The sequence below is a fragment of the Endozoicomonas sp. G2_1 genome, from assembly GCF_017744155.1.
Taxonomy (GTDB): domain Bacteria; phylum Pseudomonadota; class Gammaproteobacteria; order Enterobacterales; family Alteromonadaceae; genus JAGHQT01.
Genome location: NZ_JAGHQT010000007.1, coordinates 26,772 through 46,051, shown reverse-complemented (window position 1 = coordinate 46,051; position 19,280 = coordinate 26,772). Strand labels below are relative to the sequence as shown.

At 42.6% G+C, this 19,280-nt stretch carries 19 protein-coding genes; 6 read left to right on the top strand and 13 right to left on the bottom strand.

Features of this window, described 5'->3' with window-relative positions; all coding sequences use genetic code 11:
- Positions 1-195 precede the first annotated feature (195 nt).
- The 8 genes from J7384_RS10210 to J7384_RS10175 form a co-directional block, all read right to left on the bottom strand.
- Complete coding sequence (locus J7384_RS10210) at positions 196-837, bottom strand: hypothetical protein (protein ID WP_209113674.1); 642 nt, start codon at positions 835-837, stop codon at positions 196-198.
- Complete coding sequence (locus J7384_RS10205) at positions 830-1,246, bottom strand: hypothetical protein (RefSeq protein WP_209113672.1); 417 nt, start codon at positions 1,244-1,246, stop codon at positions 830-832. Before J7384_RS10205 ends, J7384_RS10210 begins: the two co-directional genes overlap by 8 nt.
- Positions 1,247-1,264: 18 nt before the next feature.
- A complete protein-coding gene (locus J7384_RS10200) occupies positions 1,265-1,552 on the bottom strand; it encodes a hypothetical protein (RefSeq protein WP_209113670.1) in 288 nt (95 codons plus the stop codon).
- On the bottom strand, positions 1,545-1,757 hold the full coding sequence (locus J7384_RS10195; protein ID WP_209113668.1) for a hypothetical protein: 213 nt from the start codon (positions 1,755-1,757) through the stop codon (positions 1,545-1,547). The genes J7384_RS10200 and J7384_RS10195 overlap by 8 nt, the downstream gene beginning before the upstream one ends.
- A gap of 159 nt (positions 1,758-1,916) precedes the next feature.
- Positions 1,917-2,153 carry a hypothetical protein gene (locus J7384_RS10190; protein ID WP_209113666.1) on the bottom strand — a complete coding sequence of 79 codons (237 nt, stop codon included), beginning with the start codon at positions 2,151-2,153 and terminating at the stop codon, positions 1,917-1,919.
- Positions 2,150-4,087 carry a replication endonuclease gene (locus J7384_RS10185; protein WP_209113664.1) on the bottom strand — a complete coding sequence of 646 codons (1,938 nt, stop codon included), beginning with the start codon at positions 4,085-4,087 and terminating at the stop codon, positions 2,150-2,152. Before J7384_RS10185 ends, J7384_RS10190 begins: the two co-directional genes overlap by 4 nt.
- Complete coding sequence (locus tag J7384_RS10180; protein WP_209113662.1) at positions 4,087-4,293, bottom strand: hypothetical protein; 207 nt, start codon at positions 4,291-4,293, stop codon at positions 4,087-4,089. The genes J7384_RS10185 and J7384_RS10180 overlap by 1 nt, the downstream gene beginning before the upstream one ends.
- A 9-nt stretch (positions 4,294-4,302) precedes the next feature.
- Positions 4,303-4,686, bottom strand: coding sequence for a hypothetical protein (locus J7384_RS10175; RefSeq protein WP_209113660.1), 384 nt, complete (start codon positions 4,684-4,686; stop codon positions 4,303-4,305).
- 313 nt (positions 4,687-4,999) lie between these two features.
- Here J7384_RS10175 and J7384_RS10170 point away from each other — a divergent pair, with 313 nt between their 5' ends.
- The 3 genes from J7384_RS10170 to yfbR all read left to right on the top strand — a co-directional run bounded on the left by J7384_RS10170 (position 5,000) and on the right by yfbR (position 7,385).
- Positions 5,000-5,257, top strand: a complete 258-nt coding sequence (locus J7384_RS10170) for a helix-turn-helix transcriptional regulator (RefSeq protein ID WP_209113659.1) — start codon at positions 5,000-5,002, stop codon at positions 5,255-5,257.
- A 280-nt stretch (positions 5,258-5,537) separates the two neighbouring features.
- Positions 5,538-6,752, top strand: a complete 1,215-nt coding sequence (locus J7384_RS10165) for a pyridoxal phosphate-dependent aminotransferase (RefSeq protein ID WP_209113657.1) — start codon at positions 5,538-5,540, stop codon at positions 6,750-6,752.
- 39 nt (positions 6,753-6,791) lie between these two features.
- Complete coding sequence (yfbR, locus tag J7384_RS10160; RefSeq protein WP_209113655.1) at positions 6,792-7,385, top strand: 5'-deoxynucleotidase; 594 nt, start codon at positions 6,792-6,794, stop codon at positions 7,383-7,385.
- Between the two features lie 16 nt (positions 7,386-7,401).
- Here yfbR and J7384_RS10155 read toward each other — a convergent pair whose 3' ends face one another.
- Positions 7,402-8,346 (bottom strand): DUF3369 domain-containing protein, encoded by a 945-nt coding sequence (locus tag J7384_RS10155; RefSeq protein WP_209113653.1) that lies wholly within the window; start codon positions 8,344-8,346, stop codon positions 7,402-7,404.
- Between the two features lie 474 nt (positions 8,347-8,820).
- Here J7384_RS10155 and J7384_RS10150 point away from each other — a divergent pair, with 474 nt between their 5' ends.
- The 3 genes from J7384_RS10150 to J7384_RS10140 all read left to right on the top strand — a co-directional run bounded on the left by J7384_RS10150 (position 8,821) and on the right by J7384_RS10140 (position 11,658).
- The gene (locus J7384_RS10150) at positions 8,821-10,548 is read left to right on the top strand and encodes an acetolactate synthase 3 large subunit (RefSeq protein ID WP_209113651.1); all 1,728 of its coding nucleotides are present in this window, start codon (positions 8,821-8,823) and stop codon (positions 10,546-10,548) included.
- Complete coding sequence (ilvN, locus tag J7384_RS10145) at positions 10,548-11,045, top strand: acetolactate synthase small subunit (RefSeq protein WP_209113649.1); 498 nt, start codon at positions 10,548-10,550, stop codon at positions 11,043-11,045. The genes J7384_RS10150 and ilvN overlap by 1 nt, the downstream gene beginning before the upstream one ends.
- A 160-nt stretch (positions 11,046-11,205) precedes the next feature.
- On the top strand, positions 11,206-11,658 hold the full coding sequence (locus tag J7384_RS10140) for a GNAT family N-acetyltransferase (protein ID WP_209113647.1): 453 nt from the start codon (positions 11,206-11,208) through the stop codon (positions 11,656-11,658).
- 99 nt (positions 11,659-11,757) lie between these two features.
- On the opposite strand, the gene J7384_RS10135 is transcribed toward J7384_RS10140, so the two are convergent.
- From J7384_RS10135 to J7384_RS10120, 4 genes are all read right to left on the bottom strand, one after another.
- Entirely contained in the window at positions 11,758-12,447 is a 690-nt protein-coding gene (locus J7384_RS10135; protein WP_348523862.1) for an NAD-dependent deacylase, read from the bottom strand.
- A 108-nt stretch (positions 12,448-12,555) separates the two neighbouring features.
- Positions 12,556-13,155 carry a PEP-CTERM sorting domain-containing protein gene (locus tag J7384_RS10130; RefSeq protein WP_209113645.1) on the bottom strand — a complete coding sequence of 200 codons (600 nt, stop codon included), beginning with the start codon at positions 13,153-13,155 and terminating at the stop codon, positions 12,556-12,558.
- 13 nt (positions 13,156-13,168) lie between these two features.
- Entirely contained in the window at positions 13,169-17,266 is a 4,098-nt protein-coding gene (locus tag J7384_RS10125) for an ExeM/NucH family extracellular endonuclease (protein ID WP_209113643.1), read from the bottom strand.
- Positions 17,267-18,014: 748 nt separating this feature from the next.
- Positions 18,015-19,211, bottom strand: coding sequence for a GGDEF domain-containing protein (locus J7384_RS10120; protein WP_209113641.1), 1,197 nt, complete (start codon positions 19,209-19,211; stop codon positions 18,015-18,017).
- Positions 19,212-19,280: the final 69 nt, after the last annotated feature.

Here is a 19,280-nt window from a genome sequence, read left to right as displayed (position 1 = left end):
TTTTTTAACTGAAAGTGGCGCGAATTTTTTAACACCCGCTAAAATCACGATAGTGATTAAGGCTTGCTTAACATTGGTTTTAGTAAACATTTCGATGTCTCCCGACATTGAGTAAAAGTAAAGTTGCTTTTATAACGTGCAACAGTAAAAACGAATTTTCAATACGCTAATATCAAAAACCCGTTAACGGAAAAATTAAGCCGCTGGCTTGAGTTTTTGGGTGCGTTCTTGACCCAATCGACCCTTGATTAACGATAAATCAGCACGCTTAAATTCAATCCAATCGAGCGGTTTAAGTCCTGCAATTTCACTCACATGTGCGTTAATTTCTCTGGCAATCGCTTGACGGTCAGCATCACGCCCTAACGCACAGGTACGAATCACCGCAGCGTTACACAAAATCGTTTTATCCGCTTCGGCTGGCCTTTGCGTTACCGCACAAATCAAAATACCGTACTTACGGCCACGACGAATCAATCTACCCCACGCAGGTGGTGCTTTACTTGGCGTGGTTACATCTGCGATTTCTTCTGCTACCGCGACACAGTTTCGCCAGTTGAAAGCGCAGTTCGCCCAAAATTCAAACGCCTTAACGCCTTCGGCCACAAACGCGACTTTTAGCGCAGTGTTTTTATGTGCTTGAAGTAATTCAACTAACTGACTTGCGCTTGTTACGCGAGTAAATCCGGGTAATTCGCCGTACTCATCGTCAGGGTCAAAAGCAATGACGCGCTGAGCCTTAGCGATTTTCTCTTTGATATGCGAGCTTTTGCCCGTACCGGAATTTCCGCAGATATAAACGTGCTCGGCATTGAGGCTGGTATCGGCTTTAGACATCTTGCTCGCCCTCCTCTTTTTTCGACTCTGGTTTACGTAACGGAATACCTGCACGAGATTTAAGCACCATGCCCGTAACGAGTAGCGCAGATATCTCAAGACCAAAATTATTCAGGCCGCTATCTGGCAAATACTTATCGAGCAAGGCACCATAAACATTACCAAGTTGCTCTGATTCTTCTTGTTGAATTTTCCAGTTAGGGGCAGCAATATCAGCGGTGACTTGGATTACTTGCGCCATGAGTTCGCCAGAGCTGATTTCTATTTCTGGCTCGGCTTCTGGGTTTTCGATAAGTTGTGTTTCTGGTGAGATTTCACCGTCTAACGCTTTGGCTTGAGCAGCTAAAACCGCCCATTCTTGCTCAGCGTTTTGAGTTTCTGGTGTGTCCATTTCGATGTCTCCCGACATTGATTGTTTTCGTTAATGTTACCAGCCGAACCAGCTTTTGATGCTGTCATCCTCTGGTTGCTCAATTTCGTTAACGGAATTGTCTTGCGGATTATTTTCGTTAACGGAATTTACAGGTTTTAGCGGCTCGCCATTATCACCAATAAATTCGGTGTGTTTTTCCATATACGCTTGACCTGCTGGCAAGTTCGGCTTGACCATGCCCGCCGCGCCGTAATAGTAAAGCTTGCGCTTTTTATCGCGGCGAACCTCGGCCTGTTCACCTGTGAACGGGCAAGTAATATGACCAATAGTTGCGTTAGCCATGAGGCACCCCCTCAAGGTCGTTTAGGCGCTCGTTAACTTCGATAAGCTGCTCTTGCAATCCGATAATTTCAAGTTGCTGCTTCTCAGCGATAGCGACTGATTTCATCACGCACTCTTTTATCGCTTCTGGTTGCTTGAGAATTGACAAATTCATGGCAGCCTGAATATCAGTCTTTAGCGACTGGATTTGCTTTAACGTATTCATATTGATGTCTCCCGACATTAAATTAAATATAGCTTGTGTGTAAGCCCTGAACTCGCAGCCAGCACCCTGCGCGGTGTCTGCAAGCTACTCACAACCAAGGTAGCTAATCTTGGTGCTTGCAATACTTACAGAGACTTACCACAAGCCATATCAGTAAAACTACAAATAAATCGTTTCTACGCCATCTTCATGCTCAATCAAGCACTTATCACCGACTCTTGTGGCTGGCTTTTGGTGTATTTCTCCTAAATTTGCACACTGCTTGTCGTTGTACTCAATAATTGCAAATGGCGAGTAAATCAGCGCACCAACACACACGATAAAAAAAACAATAAAACAATTCATACCCCAGTCTTGCTTGAACCAAAAAATAAAATCACTTAGAAATTCTTTCATGACCTGTACTCCACTAATTCACCGTATTTCAGCATGTGGCTAATGCCGTGGCCGTCATCGACCCGTTTACCAGACAATAACCATTCGACTTGTTGGGGCGTGAAGCCCATTGCGGTTAGCTCTGATGCCCCAGAAACGCTACCCGTACAGTTAATAACAGGACTCCGAGGGGAACCGCTGCCGCGTTTCCTTAAAACCCATTCACTTTCTCTGGTCTCAACATAACCCGAGCTTGAGATAAGCCCCTTAATTTTGCGTACCGATTCCGCGTAATCGTTGGTTGAAAGCTCGTAAGCCAGATTGACTCTGGCCTCACGCATGGCCTGGGTGAACGCATACCATTTTCCCTTTTTGTCTTTTGACTCTACCGCCTGTCTGATTCGCTCGACTTCGATATCTTCTTGACTAAGAGATAATCGCCTTGCTTCTCGATAGATAGTAACCGGCTCGGCTCCGAAGAATTGAAATTGACGCAAATTCCATCTTGAAGCCCAAGCGGTTGCCCGCTGTGCGCCCTCACTAGCATTTTTTCCAGACTCGTAATCAGCATTCTTTGCGCTATCATCATTGTCACAAAGAACGCTGTCCCTGCCAGAAGTACCACCACCAAGAATATCACCGCTTTCAGCGGCACCATTGTTTCCATTACTGATGTACTCCCCATTAATGTTTTTAGATAAGTATTTGGCGATATAGCCCGTTGCTGAGCCTTTTGCTGGGTCGATTTCTTCAACGGTAAAGCGGTGCTTTTGCGCACCCTCCTCTAAACCATCAATTTCTAGCGCGTAGTCTCGGCAAGTCTCGATTAACCCGTCTTTTTGCTCTGGATGAACAAATAACAACAAGTGCCAGTGCGGCGTTCCATCGTGGTGTGGCTCAACGACTCGGACACCATAATAGACAATCTCGTCACGCTTTAACTGGGCGCGAATTTTCGCCCATTGATTGACGAGATAGGCTTGTGTCTGTTTTGGGTTAACGCCAATGTATTTCGGGTTTTGTTTGCCGTTTTTCAGTGTTGCGTGGTATTTGCTCGGCGTGGTAATCGTTAGGAACTGGCCGACAAAACCATCGTCTAGCGATAAGTTTTCAAGACCACGGCAGCGAACCATTAATTCAGTAAAGCGATTTTTAGGATTAGCGCTTGAGCGTTCAAACATGTGAGCCAGCGAAATAACATTTTCGAACTCTTGGCCGCTTTCATCAAAACAGGTTTGCACCAGCTCCATTGCTTCCATGTAGTCCTTGTTTGACTTTTGTTGAGACTTCCATTCACTGAGCGATTGAGCGCTGATGTAAGGCGATATTTTCTTTTGTACATCGCCAAGCACTATTAAAATATGCTCGTTGGTGTGGTCTTTGATGCGTTTAAGCTTGCGATACCACCATTTTTCACAGCACATACGCAAAATAGCGCACTCTGCCGCCTCAATGATTTGATATTTAGCAACTTGCACTTGGTAAGGCGCATCAATTTGCCATTCATCACAAAGCGCATCTAGCTCGCTATAAGCAAAGAATAAGTTTTTCTCGTATTCTCGGTGCATCTGACAGTTAGTCACGATACTGAGGCATTCGTCAGCCTTGAACTTTGCAAGCAACTCCACCGCTTCGTCGCGCCTTAGCTGCTTTGATGTGAGCGGGCATCTATCCAGAACATTTTTTACTGGCTTAATCACATCACGTAGCCAGATATTGGCAAATAGCTCGTTATTTTCCGGTAGCTTTTGATTGAATATTTTGACGTAGTGGCGCACCAAGCGGCGCTGAACATAACGCGGCAAGCCGTCAACTTTGTTCAATACAAATTGACGGATACTTTTTAGGTCAGAATTTTTTACTTTGATGCGGTGTTTTGATTTATCGCTAATATCTCTTGAGTAATTAACGATAAGCCGCCACCTTGGGCGGTCTTTTCGTAAATCGACGGTCATTAGCCCCAAATCCTGTAAAATCTCTTGAATGCTAAGTCAACTACGCGATTGTGAATTCTTGGCTTTTCAAGTAGTGCTGTGGCAGCACCAAGGGCATAAGCTCTATCTTGGAGCGCACCGCTAGCTGTTGGGCTTTTTGCTATATTCGAAATGGCATTCACAGAGTTACTGAGACACCACGCTTCGGTATTGGTTAACTTTTTCATGACCACCCCCTAAAACGGCAATTTAGCGTATGTTGTTTCAGGGCGATAACCTAAGTCGTGCAAATCTTCGTAACACTCAGGCATCTTAGCAACGCGCTTTGTGGCGTTGACTTGGATTTGCATTGCGCTTAGCGCTGCATTGGTTTTGTGAAAGGCGTTTTCATCGCGGCGGCGATAGTAGGCTTGGCGGTTGTCTTGACTGGTAAAGCCCCACTTGCTGCGAAGCTCGTTAACGCGAGTGACGCGCTCAGCTAAGTGAACGATATGCTCTGGCACTTCGCCACGACTTTTCAAGGTATCAGCGCAAAGCTGTTTAAATGATTGTTCCGCATCTAAATCGCGGCTTTCGTTGAACATGATTTCGTCATGTGTTTGATTTTGTTCAGTTTCCATTAAGCTATCCTCATTTAATCTAATCCCCGTTAGAAAAAATTGCTGGTTTGTCGGCCAACTCCCCAGCAACGAGGATAGATTTTGTTTTTCAACAGACGGGCGTTTCACAACGTGCCGATGAAAGATGCTTTGCGGCTAGGCGGGAATTACTGAACAAAGCGCTAACAGTTATCAGGTAAAACAGCTTACGCCGCGAAAGCTTTTATAGTGTTAACCGCCCCGCGCACACCTGTCAACACCCCTGCGCACATGTTGCAATGGGGCGCACATGGTACTAAACTTAAAAAAGCTAACAGTAATCAGGTGAAACAATATGACTCTACAAGACTTGCTAGATAAGGTCTGTGACGGAATGTCAGATAACAAAACTTCACAGAAACTTGGTATTACTCGCAATACATTCAGTAGATATAGAAACGGACACAAAGTCCCAAGTGATGAAGTACTTGATAAGTTTATCGAGGTTTCAGGCCTAGACCCTGTTGAGGTCTACATGGCTGCCTATTCTGAAAAGATACAAAACCCAATAGTAGCAAAGGCTTTCAGGGAAAGCAGAGCACACGCTGCTTAAACAAAATATCAAAAACCGCCCCACTATAAGGCGGTTTTTTTATTTCTACCTAAACTTATAAAAACAAAATTCCAAAAAACATAAATTAAGCAACACACCGTAAAAAACTCAAATTAAACCCCTTGCTATATAAGAGTTGTGTCTAAGTCATTGCAACTTTTCGATAAAAAAGTTGCAACTAACTGTTTCAAAAACAATTGAGAACGATATACTCAAACGTTCTTATAACCTAAATTCCGGTTAATTATTTTAATTCTTCAACCATAAGTAGTTAGTGACCATGAAAACAATCAATAAATCTTCTAAATTACGCAATGTCTGTTACGAAATTCGTGGTCAGATCGCGGCCGAGGCCAAGCGCTTAGAAGATGAAGGTCACAAAATTTTAAAGCTCAATATAGGCAACCCTGCGCCATTTGGTTTTGCGGCGCCAGACGACATTTTAAAAGACGTCATTCACAACTTGCCAACTGCCCAAGGCTATAGTGACTCTCAGGGTATTTACCCCGCGAGAGTGGCGGTTATGCAATATTTTCAGCAGCTTGGGATTAGAAATGTTGCCATTGATGATATTTTCCTCGGCAACGGAGTCTCTGAGTTAATTGTTATGGCGATGCAAGCCTTAGTAAACGACGGCGATGAAATTTTAATTCCCGCACCTGACTACCCACTCTGGACCGCAGCAGCTTCCCTCGCTGGCGGTAAAGTAGTTCATTATAAATGTGACGAGGAAAACCACTGGTTCCCAAACATTGAAGATATAGCCAGTAAAATTAACAAAAAAACTAAAGCGATTGTTTTGATCAATCCAAACAATCCAACGGGTGCGGTCTACTCAAAAGAAATTTTAGAAGAAATACTAGCGCTAGCCCGTAAACACCAGCTAGTGGTGTTTAGCGACGAAATTTACGACAAAATTTTATACGATGATGCCAAGCACATTCCAACCGCGAGCCTAGCTAACGATGTCTTTATTATTACCATGGGTGGCTTGTCTAAAAATTATCGCATTGCCGGTTTTAGAGCGGGTTGGATGGTGATCACAGGGCCGAAACTACACGCTGAGGATTATATTGAAGGGCTCAATATTCTTTCGTCGATGCGCTTGTGCGCAAATGTACCTTGCCAACATGCAATTCAAACGGCACTTGGCGGCTATCAGAGTATCAATGAATTGATTCAAGGCGATGGCCGCTTAATCAAACAGCGCAATATGGCCTTTGATATGATCAATGCCATCGATGGCTTATCATGTGAGCCTGCCATGGGTGCCCTATATTTATTTGTTAAGGTCGACGTTGAAAAGTTTAATATTAAAGACGATGAGCAGATGGTGCTGGACTTGCTCAAACAAGAAAAAATACTGTTAGTCCACGGTCGCGCGTTTAACATCAAAGAACACTACTACTTTAGGTTAGTCTTTTTACCTCATGTTGATGAGCTAAAACCTGCGCTAATTAAGCTTGGTAACTTCTTTGCCAATTATAAGCAATAAGCCTAGCTCAATGCTCAAGCGTTAACTACAGGAGACGATATGCAAAGTACATTTTTAGCGTGGATGTTTAGAATGCCACTGATAAAACGCTGGGCGTTAATGTACTGTATCAAACCTGAAAACGTCGCAGAGCATTCCCACCAAGTGGCTATTGTCGCTCACTTACTTGCGCTTATTCGCAATAAAAAATTCGGTGGTGAGATCAACGCAGATCGGGTTGCCACCATAGCGCTGTACCACGAAGCAAGTGAGACTCGCTACGGCGATATTGTCAGCCCGACTAAATACGCTAATCAAGAAATCGCCAGAGAGTTTAAAAAGATTGAAGGCTTGGCAGAACAAGAGTGTTTACAGTCATTGCCTGAAGAATTTCAAGAACTATTTGACGATATTATTATTCAAGACCACGTCCAGGCTGAGTACAAACAAATTGTTAAAGCCGCTGATATTTTAGTGGCTTATATCAAAGCCTTAGATGAGCTTAATCACAACAATTACGAGTTTGAACACGTAAAAATACGCTTAGATAACAAATTGACTGAGTTGAAAAAAAGCCAACCTGAAGTTGGCTACTTTCTCGATACGTTTCTTGATGCTTGTTCTGCTACCGTCGATGTACTTGCTAAGAAGTAACACTGAGCTCAACAACCTAATTTTGGCTTTTTTGGCGCATTAAGTTCTCTAAAATTAACGCAATACTCATGGCAAATGGCTCGGCTAAATTTGCTTTAAAGTGCTCGGCGTCATCCTCAAACTCAATGTAAAGTACTGAAGCAACATCAGGTGAACTCTCGTAATATTTGATAAAACACTCAGTATCACTGTAGCTGCCCTTGCGATCAAATGTTTGCTGAATGCGCTCTTTGATATTTGGCGCAATCGTTGAATTCTCTAGGCTATCAGCTTCATCAACATACTTGCCCGTACAGGCAATAATCATGTTATTGCCATTTTCATCGAGATGACTGCGGGCTATATAAAGTGCTGAACTATCGACTTCCATTAGCGTTAACAAATGGTGTAAAGCCGCTGAACCAAATGGCTTGAACTGTTGTATTTGCAATAAATCGTGCGTGGCAGCAATTAGCTGCTTAAATGCATCTAAGCTGCGTTGAATAGTCGTGATATCTCGATAGCCGCGAATGGCCGCGTAAACAGAGGTAATCATCTTACCTGAGGTAAAATCGGTTTTTTCTTTATAGTCGTTGATATCAAACTGCTTAATGACAGTTGCTTCAGGCGCAGATCCTGCTTGACCAGTGCGCAACACCAAGCGAATTGCTTGATTGCCCAAATCTTTGCGTATCCACTCAACTAATTCTAAACCAGCGTGGTCTGTTTCCATGACAACATCGACAAAAGCCATACAGAAATCGCTGTCTTGCAACAAAATCTCTTTTGCTTCAACGCTTGAATACGCTGAAACAAGTTCAAGCTTGCGATTTTCAACTAAAGCGTCAGCCAACACTAAACGAGTTATTTGATGAACCGACTCATCGTCATCAATCACTAAAATACGCCACGTTTTATCGCTCTGACGCGACTTCAGCGCATTTTCATCCTGTTCAGCTTCGTCCTGAAATAAAAAATCCATCAGTTACCTACTACCTAAAATAAACAGACCATCTATATAAACAAATAACCAGCTGATTAACAAGCACTTTATATTATGTTCACACAGCGCTTACAAGCGCTATTATCACGGTAAAAATACAGCCTTAATTGACGAATAATTACACTTGTATAATCAACTTTATAAAGGACTTATAACTTGTCAATCGTTATCACAATAAAAAATTATCAATATTAACCACATCTTTGTCATTATAGGTTGACAGCTGAAACTAAACCCTATAAAAATAGGTACCAATTTTAAGCAATTATTTTTTCGGTTAAACAACTTGGCTAAATTATTTATTAACATTCTAGTCCTCAAAATCGTGGTGGTTATTAACCAGCGCGGAAAGTTTGTTTAACTAAAAAAAGCGATAAAGAATCAAACAAACCTCCGCACTGAAAAGTCCGGAGGTTTTTTTTAATATTAACTTCGTTTGGGAAGGGTTTTGGTATGACAACAGAGTTATTTAACGGCGCAGAAATGGTGGTAAAAGCCTTAGCTGCACTAAAAGTTAAATATATATTTGGCTACCCCGGTGGTTCAGTGCTTGATATTTATGATGCAATTTTTCAACAAGATGAGGTCGAGCATATTCTGGTACGCCATGAGCAAGCCGCGACCCACATGGCCGACGGTTACACACGAGCCACTGGCGAAGTTGGTGTTGTATTAGCAACGTCAGGCCCTGGCGCCACTAACTGTGTTACCGGAATTGCTACTGCCTACATGGATTCAATTCCAATGGTGGTATTAGCAGGTCAAGTTGCCACGACATTGATTGGCGATGATGCCTTCCAAGAAACCGATATTGTTGGCTGTTCAAGACCCATTGTGAAGCACAGTTTTAGCTGCCGCAGCTTAGAAGAAATTCCAAACGTTATCGCCAAGGCATTTTATCTTGCCAATAGTGGCCGCCCGGGCCCAGTTGTGGTCGAGCTGCCAAAAGATATGCTAATCCCACAAAATAAAGCGCCATTCCACATTGAAACTAATGTGCAAATACGCTCGTATAGTCCAACGGTAAAAGGTCATCCTAAACAAATCAAAAAAGCCGTTAACACGATTGTTAACGCTCAGCGCTTAGTGATTTACTCAGGTGGCGGTATTATTTCGGCTAATGCTTCAGAGTTATTGACTCAGCTAGTGGAAACCCTTGACGCACCAATTACCAATACCTTAATGGGCTTGGGTGGTATTTCCGGTTTGCACAAAAACTTTATCGGTATGCTTGGTATGCACGGTAGCCTTGAAGCGAATAAAGCTATGGCCAATGCCGACGTTATTTTAGCCTTGGGTGCTCGTTTTGATGACCGCGTAACTAATAACGTTGAAAAATTCTGTCCTAACGCCACTATTGTTCACGTTGATGTTGACCCTACATCTATTTCTAAAACCATCAACGCCCATATTCCAGTCGTTGGTTTAGCCGATGTTGTTATTCAACAGTTACTTGACGAACTAACGGCTATTGGTTTCAAAGCCGATCAAGAGCGCCTAGCCAAATGGTGGCAGCAAGTTGAAGGTTGGCGCAGTGTTAACAGCGTGAGCTACGAGAAAAACGACAATGGCTTAATCAAACCTCAACAAGCGGTTGAAGCCCTTTACAAGGTAACCAACGGCGAAGCGTATATCTGTTCCGACGTTGGTCAGCATCAAATGTTTGCCGCACAGTACTACCCATTTGCTAAGCCACGTCAGTGGATTAACTCAGGTGGTTTGGGCACCATGGGCTTTGGTTTACCTGCAGCGATGGGCGCACAAGTTGCCTTCCCAGACGCTCATGCGGTTTGTGTTACCGGTGATGGTTCAATTCAAATGAACATTCAGGAATTATCAACCTGTTTGCAATATGGCTTGCCTGTAAAAATTGTGTCACTCAACAACCGCTCACTGGGTATGGTTCGCCAATGGCAAGATATGATTTACGGCGGTCGCCACTCGTCGTCTTACATGGAATCATTGCCTGACTTCGTTAAATTAGCTGAGTCATACGGTCATGTTGGCATTCAAATTAACCATGCCGATGAATTAGAAGACAAACTCGCTGAAGCCTTTGCCCTTAAAGATCGCTTAGTCTTCATCGATATTTTAGTTGATGAAAAAGAACACGTTTACCCTATGCAGATTCGTCACGGCGCCGTTGATGAAATGTGGATCAAAAAAGGAGAAAAAGCCTAATGCGTCGCATCCTATCAATTTTACTTGAAAACGAGCCGGGCTCGTTATCGCGCATCGTAGGTTTATTTTCTCAGCGCTCGTTTAACATTGAAAGTTTAACCGTAGCACCAACAGAAGATGACAGCCTATCGAGAATTACTATCGCGACATTAGGCGATGACAAAGTCGTTGAACAAATTGTTAAACAAGTTAACAAACTAGTCGATGTCTTAAAGGTCACCGACCTCACTGAACGCGCTCACGTTGAACGTGAAATATTGCTGATAAAAGTACTCGCAATGAATGAGAAAACCCGTTCAGAGGTTAAACGTATTACTGATATTTTCCGCGGCTCAGTCATTGATATCGGCAAACAAGTGTACACTGTGCAAATGACTGGCGATGATGACAAGCTCAACGCTTTTATTGAGGCGCTGAAAAACGAAACCGAGATCATTGAGTCTGTACGCTCAGGCACGGTCGGTATTGCACGCGGTGACAAAGCGTTAAGAGCTTAAATAAGTTTTCAGATAATCGCTACAGCGTTTAAAAGCCAAACCAAGAGGTTTGGCTTTTTTGTTTATGGATGAAAGGTCAGATTTTTCAGCAAATCTTAATTACCGCACCTAAGCAAACGGATACAATTGACAACAGCAGGTAAATCGCAACATTAATGAAATGACAGCACTAAATTTTTCACCGGCAACTAAATCAGAAAAGAGTGCCATTAAGCGCTTTTACAAAGAGCAATGCTACTCTGCCCGCTTCATTGGTCATGACTTTGGCTATTTGCTGCATCAAGACCAAACGATTATTGGTAGTGCGCTGATTTCAACAATAACGGCAGCTAGCTCACAAGCATTGCTGCACGGTTTAGTTATTGCTAATAACTATCAACAACGAGGCTTAGGTAGTCAGTTGCTTGACTTTGCCCTTGGTCAATATCAGCAGCTCAGGCAAGGCCCACAGACAGTGATTGCATTTTGTCAGCCAGAGTTATTGTCGTTTTACCAAAAACACAATTTCTTCGTAACCGACTCAAACAAACTTAATCACCTGCTAGCACCGCGCTATAGCAGCTACCAGAAAAAACAATCCGACTTATTCATTGTTTGTAACTCGCTCACTTAAGTAAAAAACGCTCCAACGACTCAAATGCAGGCTCACCTGAACTTTAGCCAACCAAGCCTTTAACTGCCCCTTTAACCGGAAAATTCTTTGACTAACTCTTTAACTAACTAATTCTTTAACTAATTTGGGCAAGCCGATGGCCGCAGTGGTTTTGCGAATATCAAGGTTTGTTAGATGCGCAAGTTCAGTACTGGTTGCAGGGTTTGCATCGAGGTAATAAAGCTCAGCACTCGGCCTAGCGTAGTTTATTAAGCTCGCTGCTGGGTATACTTGCATCGAGGTACCAACAATGATCACGATATCTGCCTCACTGACACAACCTGCAGCGCGGTCCAACATGGGCACGAGTTCACCAAACCAGACAATAAATGGCCGCAGCTGATGACCGTTTGAGCAAGTGTCGCCCAATCGAATATCACCGCGCCAATCAATCACGTCCTCTTTATTATTGCAGCTGCATGCTTTGAGCAGTTCACCGTGCAAATGAATAACCTGATCACTACCGGCTCGCTCGTGTAAATCATCAACATTTTGAGTAACCACGGTCACGTGATAATGCCTGGCAAGTTCAACCAAGGCGTGATGGCCCTGATTAGGTTCTACCGACAACAGTTGTTTGCGCCTTTGATTGTAAAATTCAAGCACTACCTCAGGGTTGCGCTGCCAGCCGTCAATTGAAGCGACTTCCATAACATCGTGACCTTCCCACAAACCATTACTATCGCGAAAGGTTTTCAAGCCACTTTCAGCACTCATGCCTGCACCAGACAATATTACTACTTTTTTCACACGTACTTCCTGCGAGCAATAAATTTAACCATTCAATAAATAGTAAACAAAAAAGCCGACAGTGAGAAACCACTGTCGGCTTTTATTTACTTTTATGTTAGCTAAGGATTACTTAACGATGCTCTTTTTACGAGCAACTAGTGCTAAGCCTGCAACTAAAAACAATGCGAAAACACTTGGCTCTGGCACTTCAGCAGCAACCGCATTCAGCGTGCGAGGTGCGCTATTGATATTACTGAAGTCATCACCGAAGTCATCGAATAGAGTAATATCTTCAAATGAGAATACACTGCTGCCGATACTGCTTATATTAACGTTGAATGTCCCCAACACTAGGCGATCAAGCGCACTTTGAGCGTTGGCTAAAGCATCAAGGTCAGCAACATTAGAAAATTCATCAAATGCAACTATATCCCCTATCACTTCAAACGTTTGATCACTATCACCAGTTACTCCAAGGTTTAGTGCTGAACCAAATACAAAGCTAGTAAAATCTAGAATCGCATCATTAAATGAAAATTCAATAGCAAATTCACCTAATATACGTTGAATATCAAAGTCATCATTTTCAATATCTGAAATAACAATGTTTACAGCTACATCTTCACCAACTTGATAGTCTCTATCTTCAAAATCAAATTCGAGCAGAGTTGCATTGGCAACAGCCGTTAAACTTAAGCTGAGTAATAGTGTAATTAATTTTTTCATGTTTACTTCCTAATTATTTAGTTGCACAGCGGCTACGTGTACACAATTGTCTTAACGCACGGCTATCTCGGCGGTTAATAACACCATCACCGTTGTAATCGTGAATTAAATCAGTTAACTGGCCTGCACGAAGCGCTCGAGAAAATGCTCGAATATCATCGCGGTCAACATCTTTGTCATTATCAAAATCGCCGCGCACTGTTTCTTCTGCTGAAGCTAAATCAATAGTGACAACTACAGGATCGTGATCTGACGCTCGGTAAGCATCATCGCCGTAATAGTTAACTAGTTGAGAGTCTGACTTAAATTCAACGTTGTAATCGAAAGCACGAGGCTCATCTGCATTGATATTCCAAACGCTTGCACCTAACACTTGAGTACTTAGCGATTCGCTGGCAAGAGCGTGATCCAAATAGCCAACTTCACCGCCAAACGAAAAACTATAAGCAGTGCGTCCTGCATATTTAGCGATAAGGTTTTGATAACCATTGCCAATAAATGCTTGAATTGGATCTTCTTGCGCATAAGCATTCATATCACCAACTAACAATACGTCGCTGTCGTTACTGCCAACAGGGTTAGTTGCTAACCACGCTAGTGTTGCGTTCGCTGCTGCAGTGCGAGTCGCGTTGTTACAACCTTGACCATCACCCTGATCGACATTGTCACCAGTTGAGCTTGATGAACAGCGCTTAGCTCTAAAGTGGTTAACAACAACTGTTAGCTCTTCATCATTTGCCAATAGCTTAAAGCTTTGTGCCAATGGCGGACGGTTACCAAAGTCAAATGGCACGCTAGTTAATGTTGCAGAGTCACCCACTAATTCAACAACTGCTGGTTTATAAATCATACCTACAGAGATAGCATCACCACCTAATACGGTGTCACTATTAACAAAGGCGTAAGTATTGTCACCCATCTGCGTATTTAAGCGATTAACTAAATCAGCTATTGCAGAACTTGCACCAAAACCGTCGTTTTCAATTTCCATTAAACCAACAACATCAGCATCAATCGCTGCGATTGCATTAACAATTTTGGTACTTTGACGATCAAACTCAACCTGGCTATCAGCACCACGAGGGGTTGGGAAGCCAGCGCCATTGCCGTCACCATTGAAGTAGTTAAGTACGTTAAAGCTAGCAACTTTCAAGTTACCACCGGCAACACTCTCTGGCGCTGCTGTTCTTGGGTTAGCGCTAGTAAATACTGGCGTTGACGTAGGCAAAATACGATAATCGCCAAAACTGAAATCAACAACACCTGTCAAGTTGTCAACTTGGTCGCCTAAACGAAGCGTATTATTGTATGACAAACCACCCGTAGGAAACGGAATATTTTCAGGGTTTTGCTGATTGTTTTGATCGTCCAATACGATTTTGTTACGCGCATTGCGGTCTGCTAATGCGATAGCACGTGAACTGCCTGGAGCATAAACGCTGGTTGGGTTATACAAACGTCCATTTGATAACGTCACTTGACCAAAACGCGCCAAGTTAAAGTTGTCAGCTACAGATAGAGTTTGTGGTAAGTTAACCAACATACCTTCAACCGCTTCTAAATCAGCTAAGCTCGCAACCGGTAAATTAACATCAACTGCACTGATAATCTCGCCATTACCACATGCTTTAACTGCTTCATTTAAGGCAAATTGTGTGCGGTTAAAACGCTCGCTAACATCACCAATAGCGCGAACTTGTTGTCCGACTTGTGGCATTGATTGACCGTTCAAGAAAACAAAGATGGCTTCAGAGGTTTGGCTGTCATTGTCTTGATCAGCCGCTTCTTCTTGAATGAAGAAACCTGATAAGCTCGGCACAACTGATGTGACAACACCCTCAATCACGTGATTCTCACCTGCTAATGGTGACGTATCGCCATTGCCTTGGATAGCACTAATTAAGGTTGCTGAATCAGCACATTCACCAATTAAACTTGGCGGCGGAGTTGTCACTGGGCCCGTAAATTCGTGAGCACCTAAAAAGCTAAAATCATCACTTGACTGACGATTCCACTCAACAGCAGCATCAAACGCATCAGTGCGGTCGTTATCACCTTGCGCAATGGTTGGCTTTCTAACGAAAGTAACATTAGCGCCCCAGTTAGGTCTGTTACCGTAGACACCAACGCCATCAACAATAGTGTCGCCTTTTGTTAGCTCAATGTAATCATCGCCATTAAAGTTAACTGCACCAGAAAACTGGTCTGCTTTAGCTTTTAATTCATCACTCGCACGTGAGCTACTAGTAACTAGTACTACGGTGCCCTTCGGTGCAATATCACCTGTGAATTGGTAACTTGATGTTGCATTAGTATTACCGTTCGAATAGAGCTTGAACTGGTAATCACTTAAGGCGATTGTACGATCAGTTGGGTTGAAAATTTCAACAGCTTTGTTGCTACCGCTACCTTCAACATATTCAGAAAAAAACAGCTCACCTTGGCTTGAGCCATTACCTGAACCATTGTCTCCGCCGTTACCAGCGCCATTATCGCCGCCGTTGTCACCGCCATTTCCTGAATCGCCACCACCGGTATTACCTGAGTCGCTACAATTTTGCGTGAACACGGTATCTACCCACTCAGGGTGATCAACAAACGGGTTACGGTTGCCTTGGAACTCATAAGCGCGATTGTTGCGACGACGTTCAAAGTCATCTACTGGATCAGCTTGATGCCAAGCAAGTAAAGTACAAAGCTTACCTAAGCGAGGTTCACCAGAAGACGTTAATTGGTCAACTAAAACTAGATCCGGTGTAATGCTGTCGTTGCCAGCGTAACGAACGTCCATATAGAACATCATACGAGCAACATCACCTTTAACCGCATCACGAGGTTCAAATGAATCGCTATCGATACTGTTTGCAGGAGCTTCTGCTAAAGCATTATCGCTCTCGTCAAAGTCTAAGTTACCGCGAGCGCCGTTAACTGAGATATCTGAAGGACGCAAGTGATGAATATCGGTAAAGGCTAACGCTGAACGATTAGAGAAACCATGACTGCTTGCCCATACGTGTTCACGGTTCCAGTTGTCTGGATTAGAGGCTTGTTCTGCACTACCATTTGAGGTTTTAGCAATTGAGTTACCTTTGTAGATAAGGACAACTTTGCTAGTATCTGCAGGGTCTTCATCCGTTTGGGTTAACGCAGTCCATACTTGAGAGTACGTAAGTTGCTGATGGCCTTGACTAATAATGTTGTTAATCGCAAAACGAACGTTGTCAGCACTATCGCCAGACTGAACAGCAGTTAATGCCGAAGCATAGTAAGTACTATCAACAAACTGAGCTTGATCAGCTATTTTAGTGAGGTCGGCACAGTTTAAACAAGCATTAGAAATAGTGTCGCCATTACTAGTGCCTGAACCAGAATCACCACCGTTATCTGAACCACCACTGCCAGTATCACCGCCGCTTGAACCTGAGCCACTATCGCCATCAGAACCATTATTGCCAGAGCTAGAACCATCTCCCTCTGCAACAACAACGTTATCTAATCTTAAGAACTCAGAAGCTGCGCCATTTTGCATAGTAACACGCAAAACTAGGCTGCTACCTTCAGACAAAGACTGTCGAATAGTCGCTTGAGTGAAATCACCAACCAAGCTGTGGCTAGCATCACCTAGCCCTTCAACATTGGTCACAGTAACAAAAGGTTGGTTGTCAATTGAATAGGCAAAATCAAAAAAGTCAAAGCCTGAACCACTGCTTTCGTGAGTACCTTGCTCTGACGCTACTAGCGTTACATCAACATTGTTGACATTACTGATATCAATAACTTCACTGGTCCAGACTGCTGGGCCATCGACATCACGAGCTTCAAATACACCGTTTTGTACTCTAAACCAATCACTTGATGCCGATAATTCAGCACTAGAAATATCGATAGACCAACGGGTCACACCATCTGTATCGATATCAGCAGGAAGCACTTGACCATCAATACGACCAACACCTGTTGCACCTTGTCGGTCCAACTCAGCAGCGTTAAAGTCTTCTTGCCAAATAGTATTTGCAAATGCACTACCTGAAATTAAAAGGGTTGATAAAACACTACTAATAAGTGTTTTTTTGCAAGGAATCCGTGTGGGGGACGGTTTTGCAGGGGTCATTACCTTTCTCCAATTATAATTTTGTATTAGGTTTTTTAGTCGCGAGCAAAATACATCAAAAATATTACTGCTGTATGACACTAAAAAGAAACTAACCAAAAGGTTAAATTAGGCTAAAAACATCTTTTAGGGTAATGTTAAAAATTAGTCCTTAAACAATTAACGTCTTGCTAAAAAACTTATTAGCTTGCGTGACTCTACTTGCTACCAAAAAATAAAATTCTTTATTTTTCATAACGATTTAATAGAGCATTACATTAACGAGCGAGATAATAACAAAGTAGAAAACTGTTTACTATGTAAACAAACCGTTAATTTCGTAAAGATTTTCGACACAAAAAACACCAATAAGTTGTTGCCCGATTGGACAAATAAACTTCATACATTTATGTTTTGTAAGCAAGGTGGAGGTTTAATTAATAATTTTTTTGTTAGAAAACATATTTTTATAATACATTTGTACAAAATATTTATATGAAAAATTCCGTCCATTATCTAATAAAAAATTGGCTAACTACGCGTAAATTGTCGAAACAAGAGTTCCTATAGCAGTCGAGTAAAACAAACAAGTTACTGATATAAAAATTTTTTTTATAAAGGAAGGATAAAAAGAATACGCCAACAAGCAAAACTAGTAAAAATTTCTGACAACACGACGTTATCACCTTGTTTAATCGTATTACCGCAACAATAAAATTCAAAAATAGGCTATGTAATTTTAGCCATGACGTCATTTCAATAGCGTCATTTACAAGCAGACATTATTGCGACCGTTGCGCTTAGCTTGATAGAGTTTTTGATCAGCGGCTTTCATCACTTGTTCAAAATTTTGTTTACTATCGCGAGTAGCAACACCAATTGAAATAGTGACACTGACCGTTTTTTCAACGCTGCCTTTTCGGCTACCACGCTTGTCTTTTCCTTGGCGCTGGGGCTGACGAATGACCATTTTGTAATCGGCAATACTGATTCGTAGTTGTTCAAGGGCGTATTCGGCCTGTTCAGCGCTTTTTCTAGGAAATACCACGGTAAATTCTTCTCCGCCATAGCGAAAAATTTTACCGCCATGCCCCACTCGCTTGAGTTTACTCGCAACTAACTTGAGTACCTGGTCGCCAATGTCGTGACCATAGGTGTCGTTAAACTTTTTAAAATGGTCGATGTCCATCATAGCAACGCAGTATTTACGTCCTAGCGACAACGATAGTTGTTGTAATGCTCGCCTTGATGGCAGACCAGTTAACTCGTCGCGATAGGCAAGAAAGTACGAGCTAATAATCACCGTCAATAAATAAAAGCTGAGTAATAGTAACGTCACTAATGCTTGTGGCAATAGCAGCCAATCGTAATATTGGCTGATAAGCGCCATTAAGGTAACCAACAAGGCCGGTTGCGTGAGCGCTTTAACCCGTAAACTAGCGATAACAGTAATCAAGCCCGTCATCACAAACAGTAACTCTGGATAAAAGTGTGGTTTTAACTTAACTAACCAACTGAACTCGGTATGATACTGCGCCAGTGCTTGGTCAAGCTCTAGCCAACCGTAGGCAGTAAAACCAGCGCCAGTAAACAAAGCCAGCCTAGATAATGTATGAATAGAGAGCAAACCGCGATCTTTAATTACCGACAGTATCGCTACCAGCACAGATAACAGTAGCACCGGCAATACTCTGTGACTGCTGAGCCAGACTAAAACAGTTTGACTGCCAGCCTGATAGGCAAGCCAATCTAATTGATCATAGGCTAAAACAAAAATGCTAAGCCAAGCGAGGCGACTGTGATTGAACTGAGCAGCAAACAATACGGTAATTGCGGTTAAACCAAACAAGGCGTATCGTTCTATGTTAAGCCAGCTTGACCAGATTTCCTGACTAAAAACGAGTGCAAAGACTAAGGCAATTGCCAACGCCACAGTAACTAATGTTGTTTTAAAACCAGCAAACATCTTAATATCTCTATTACACTCAGTAAGGTTTTAGTGAGCTTTCGTCAAGCTAACGTAAGTTTGTGAAAA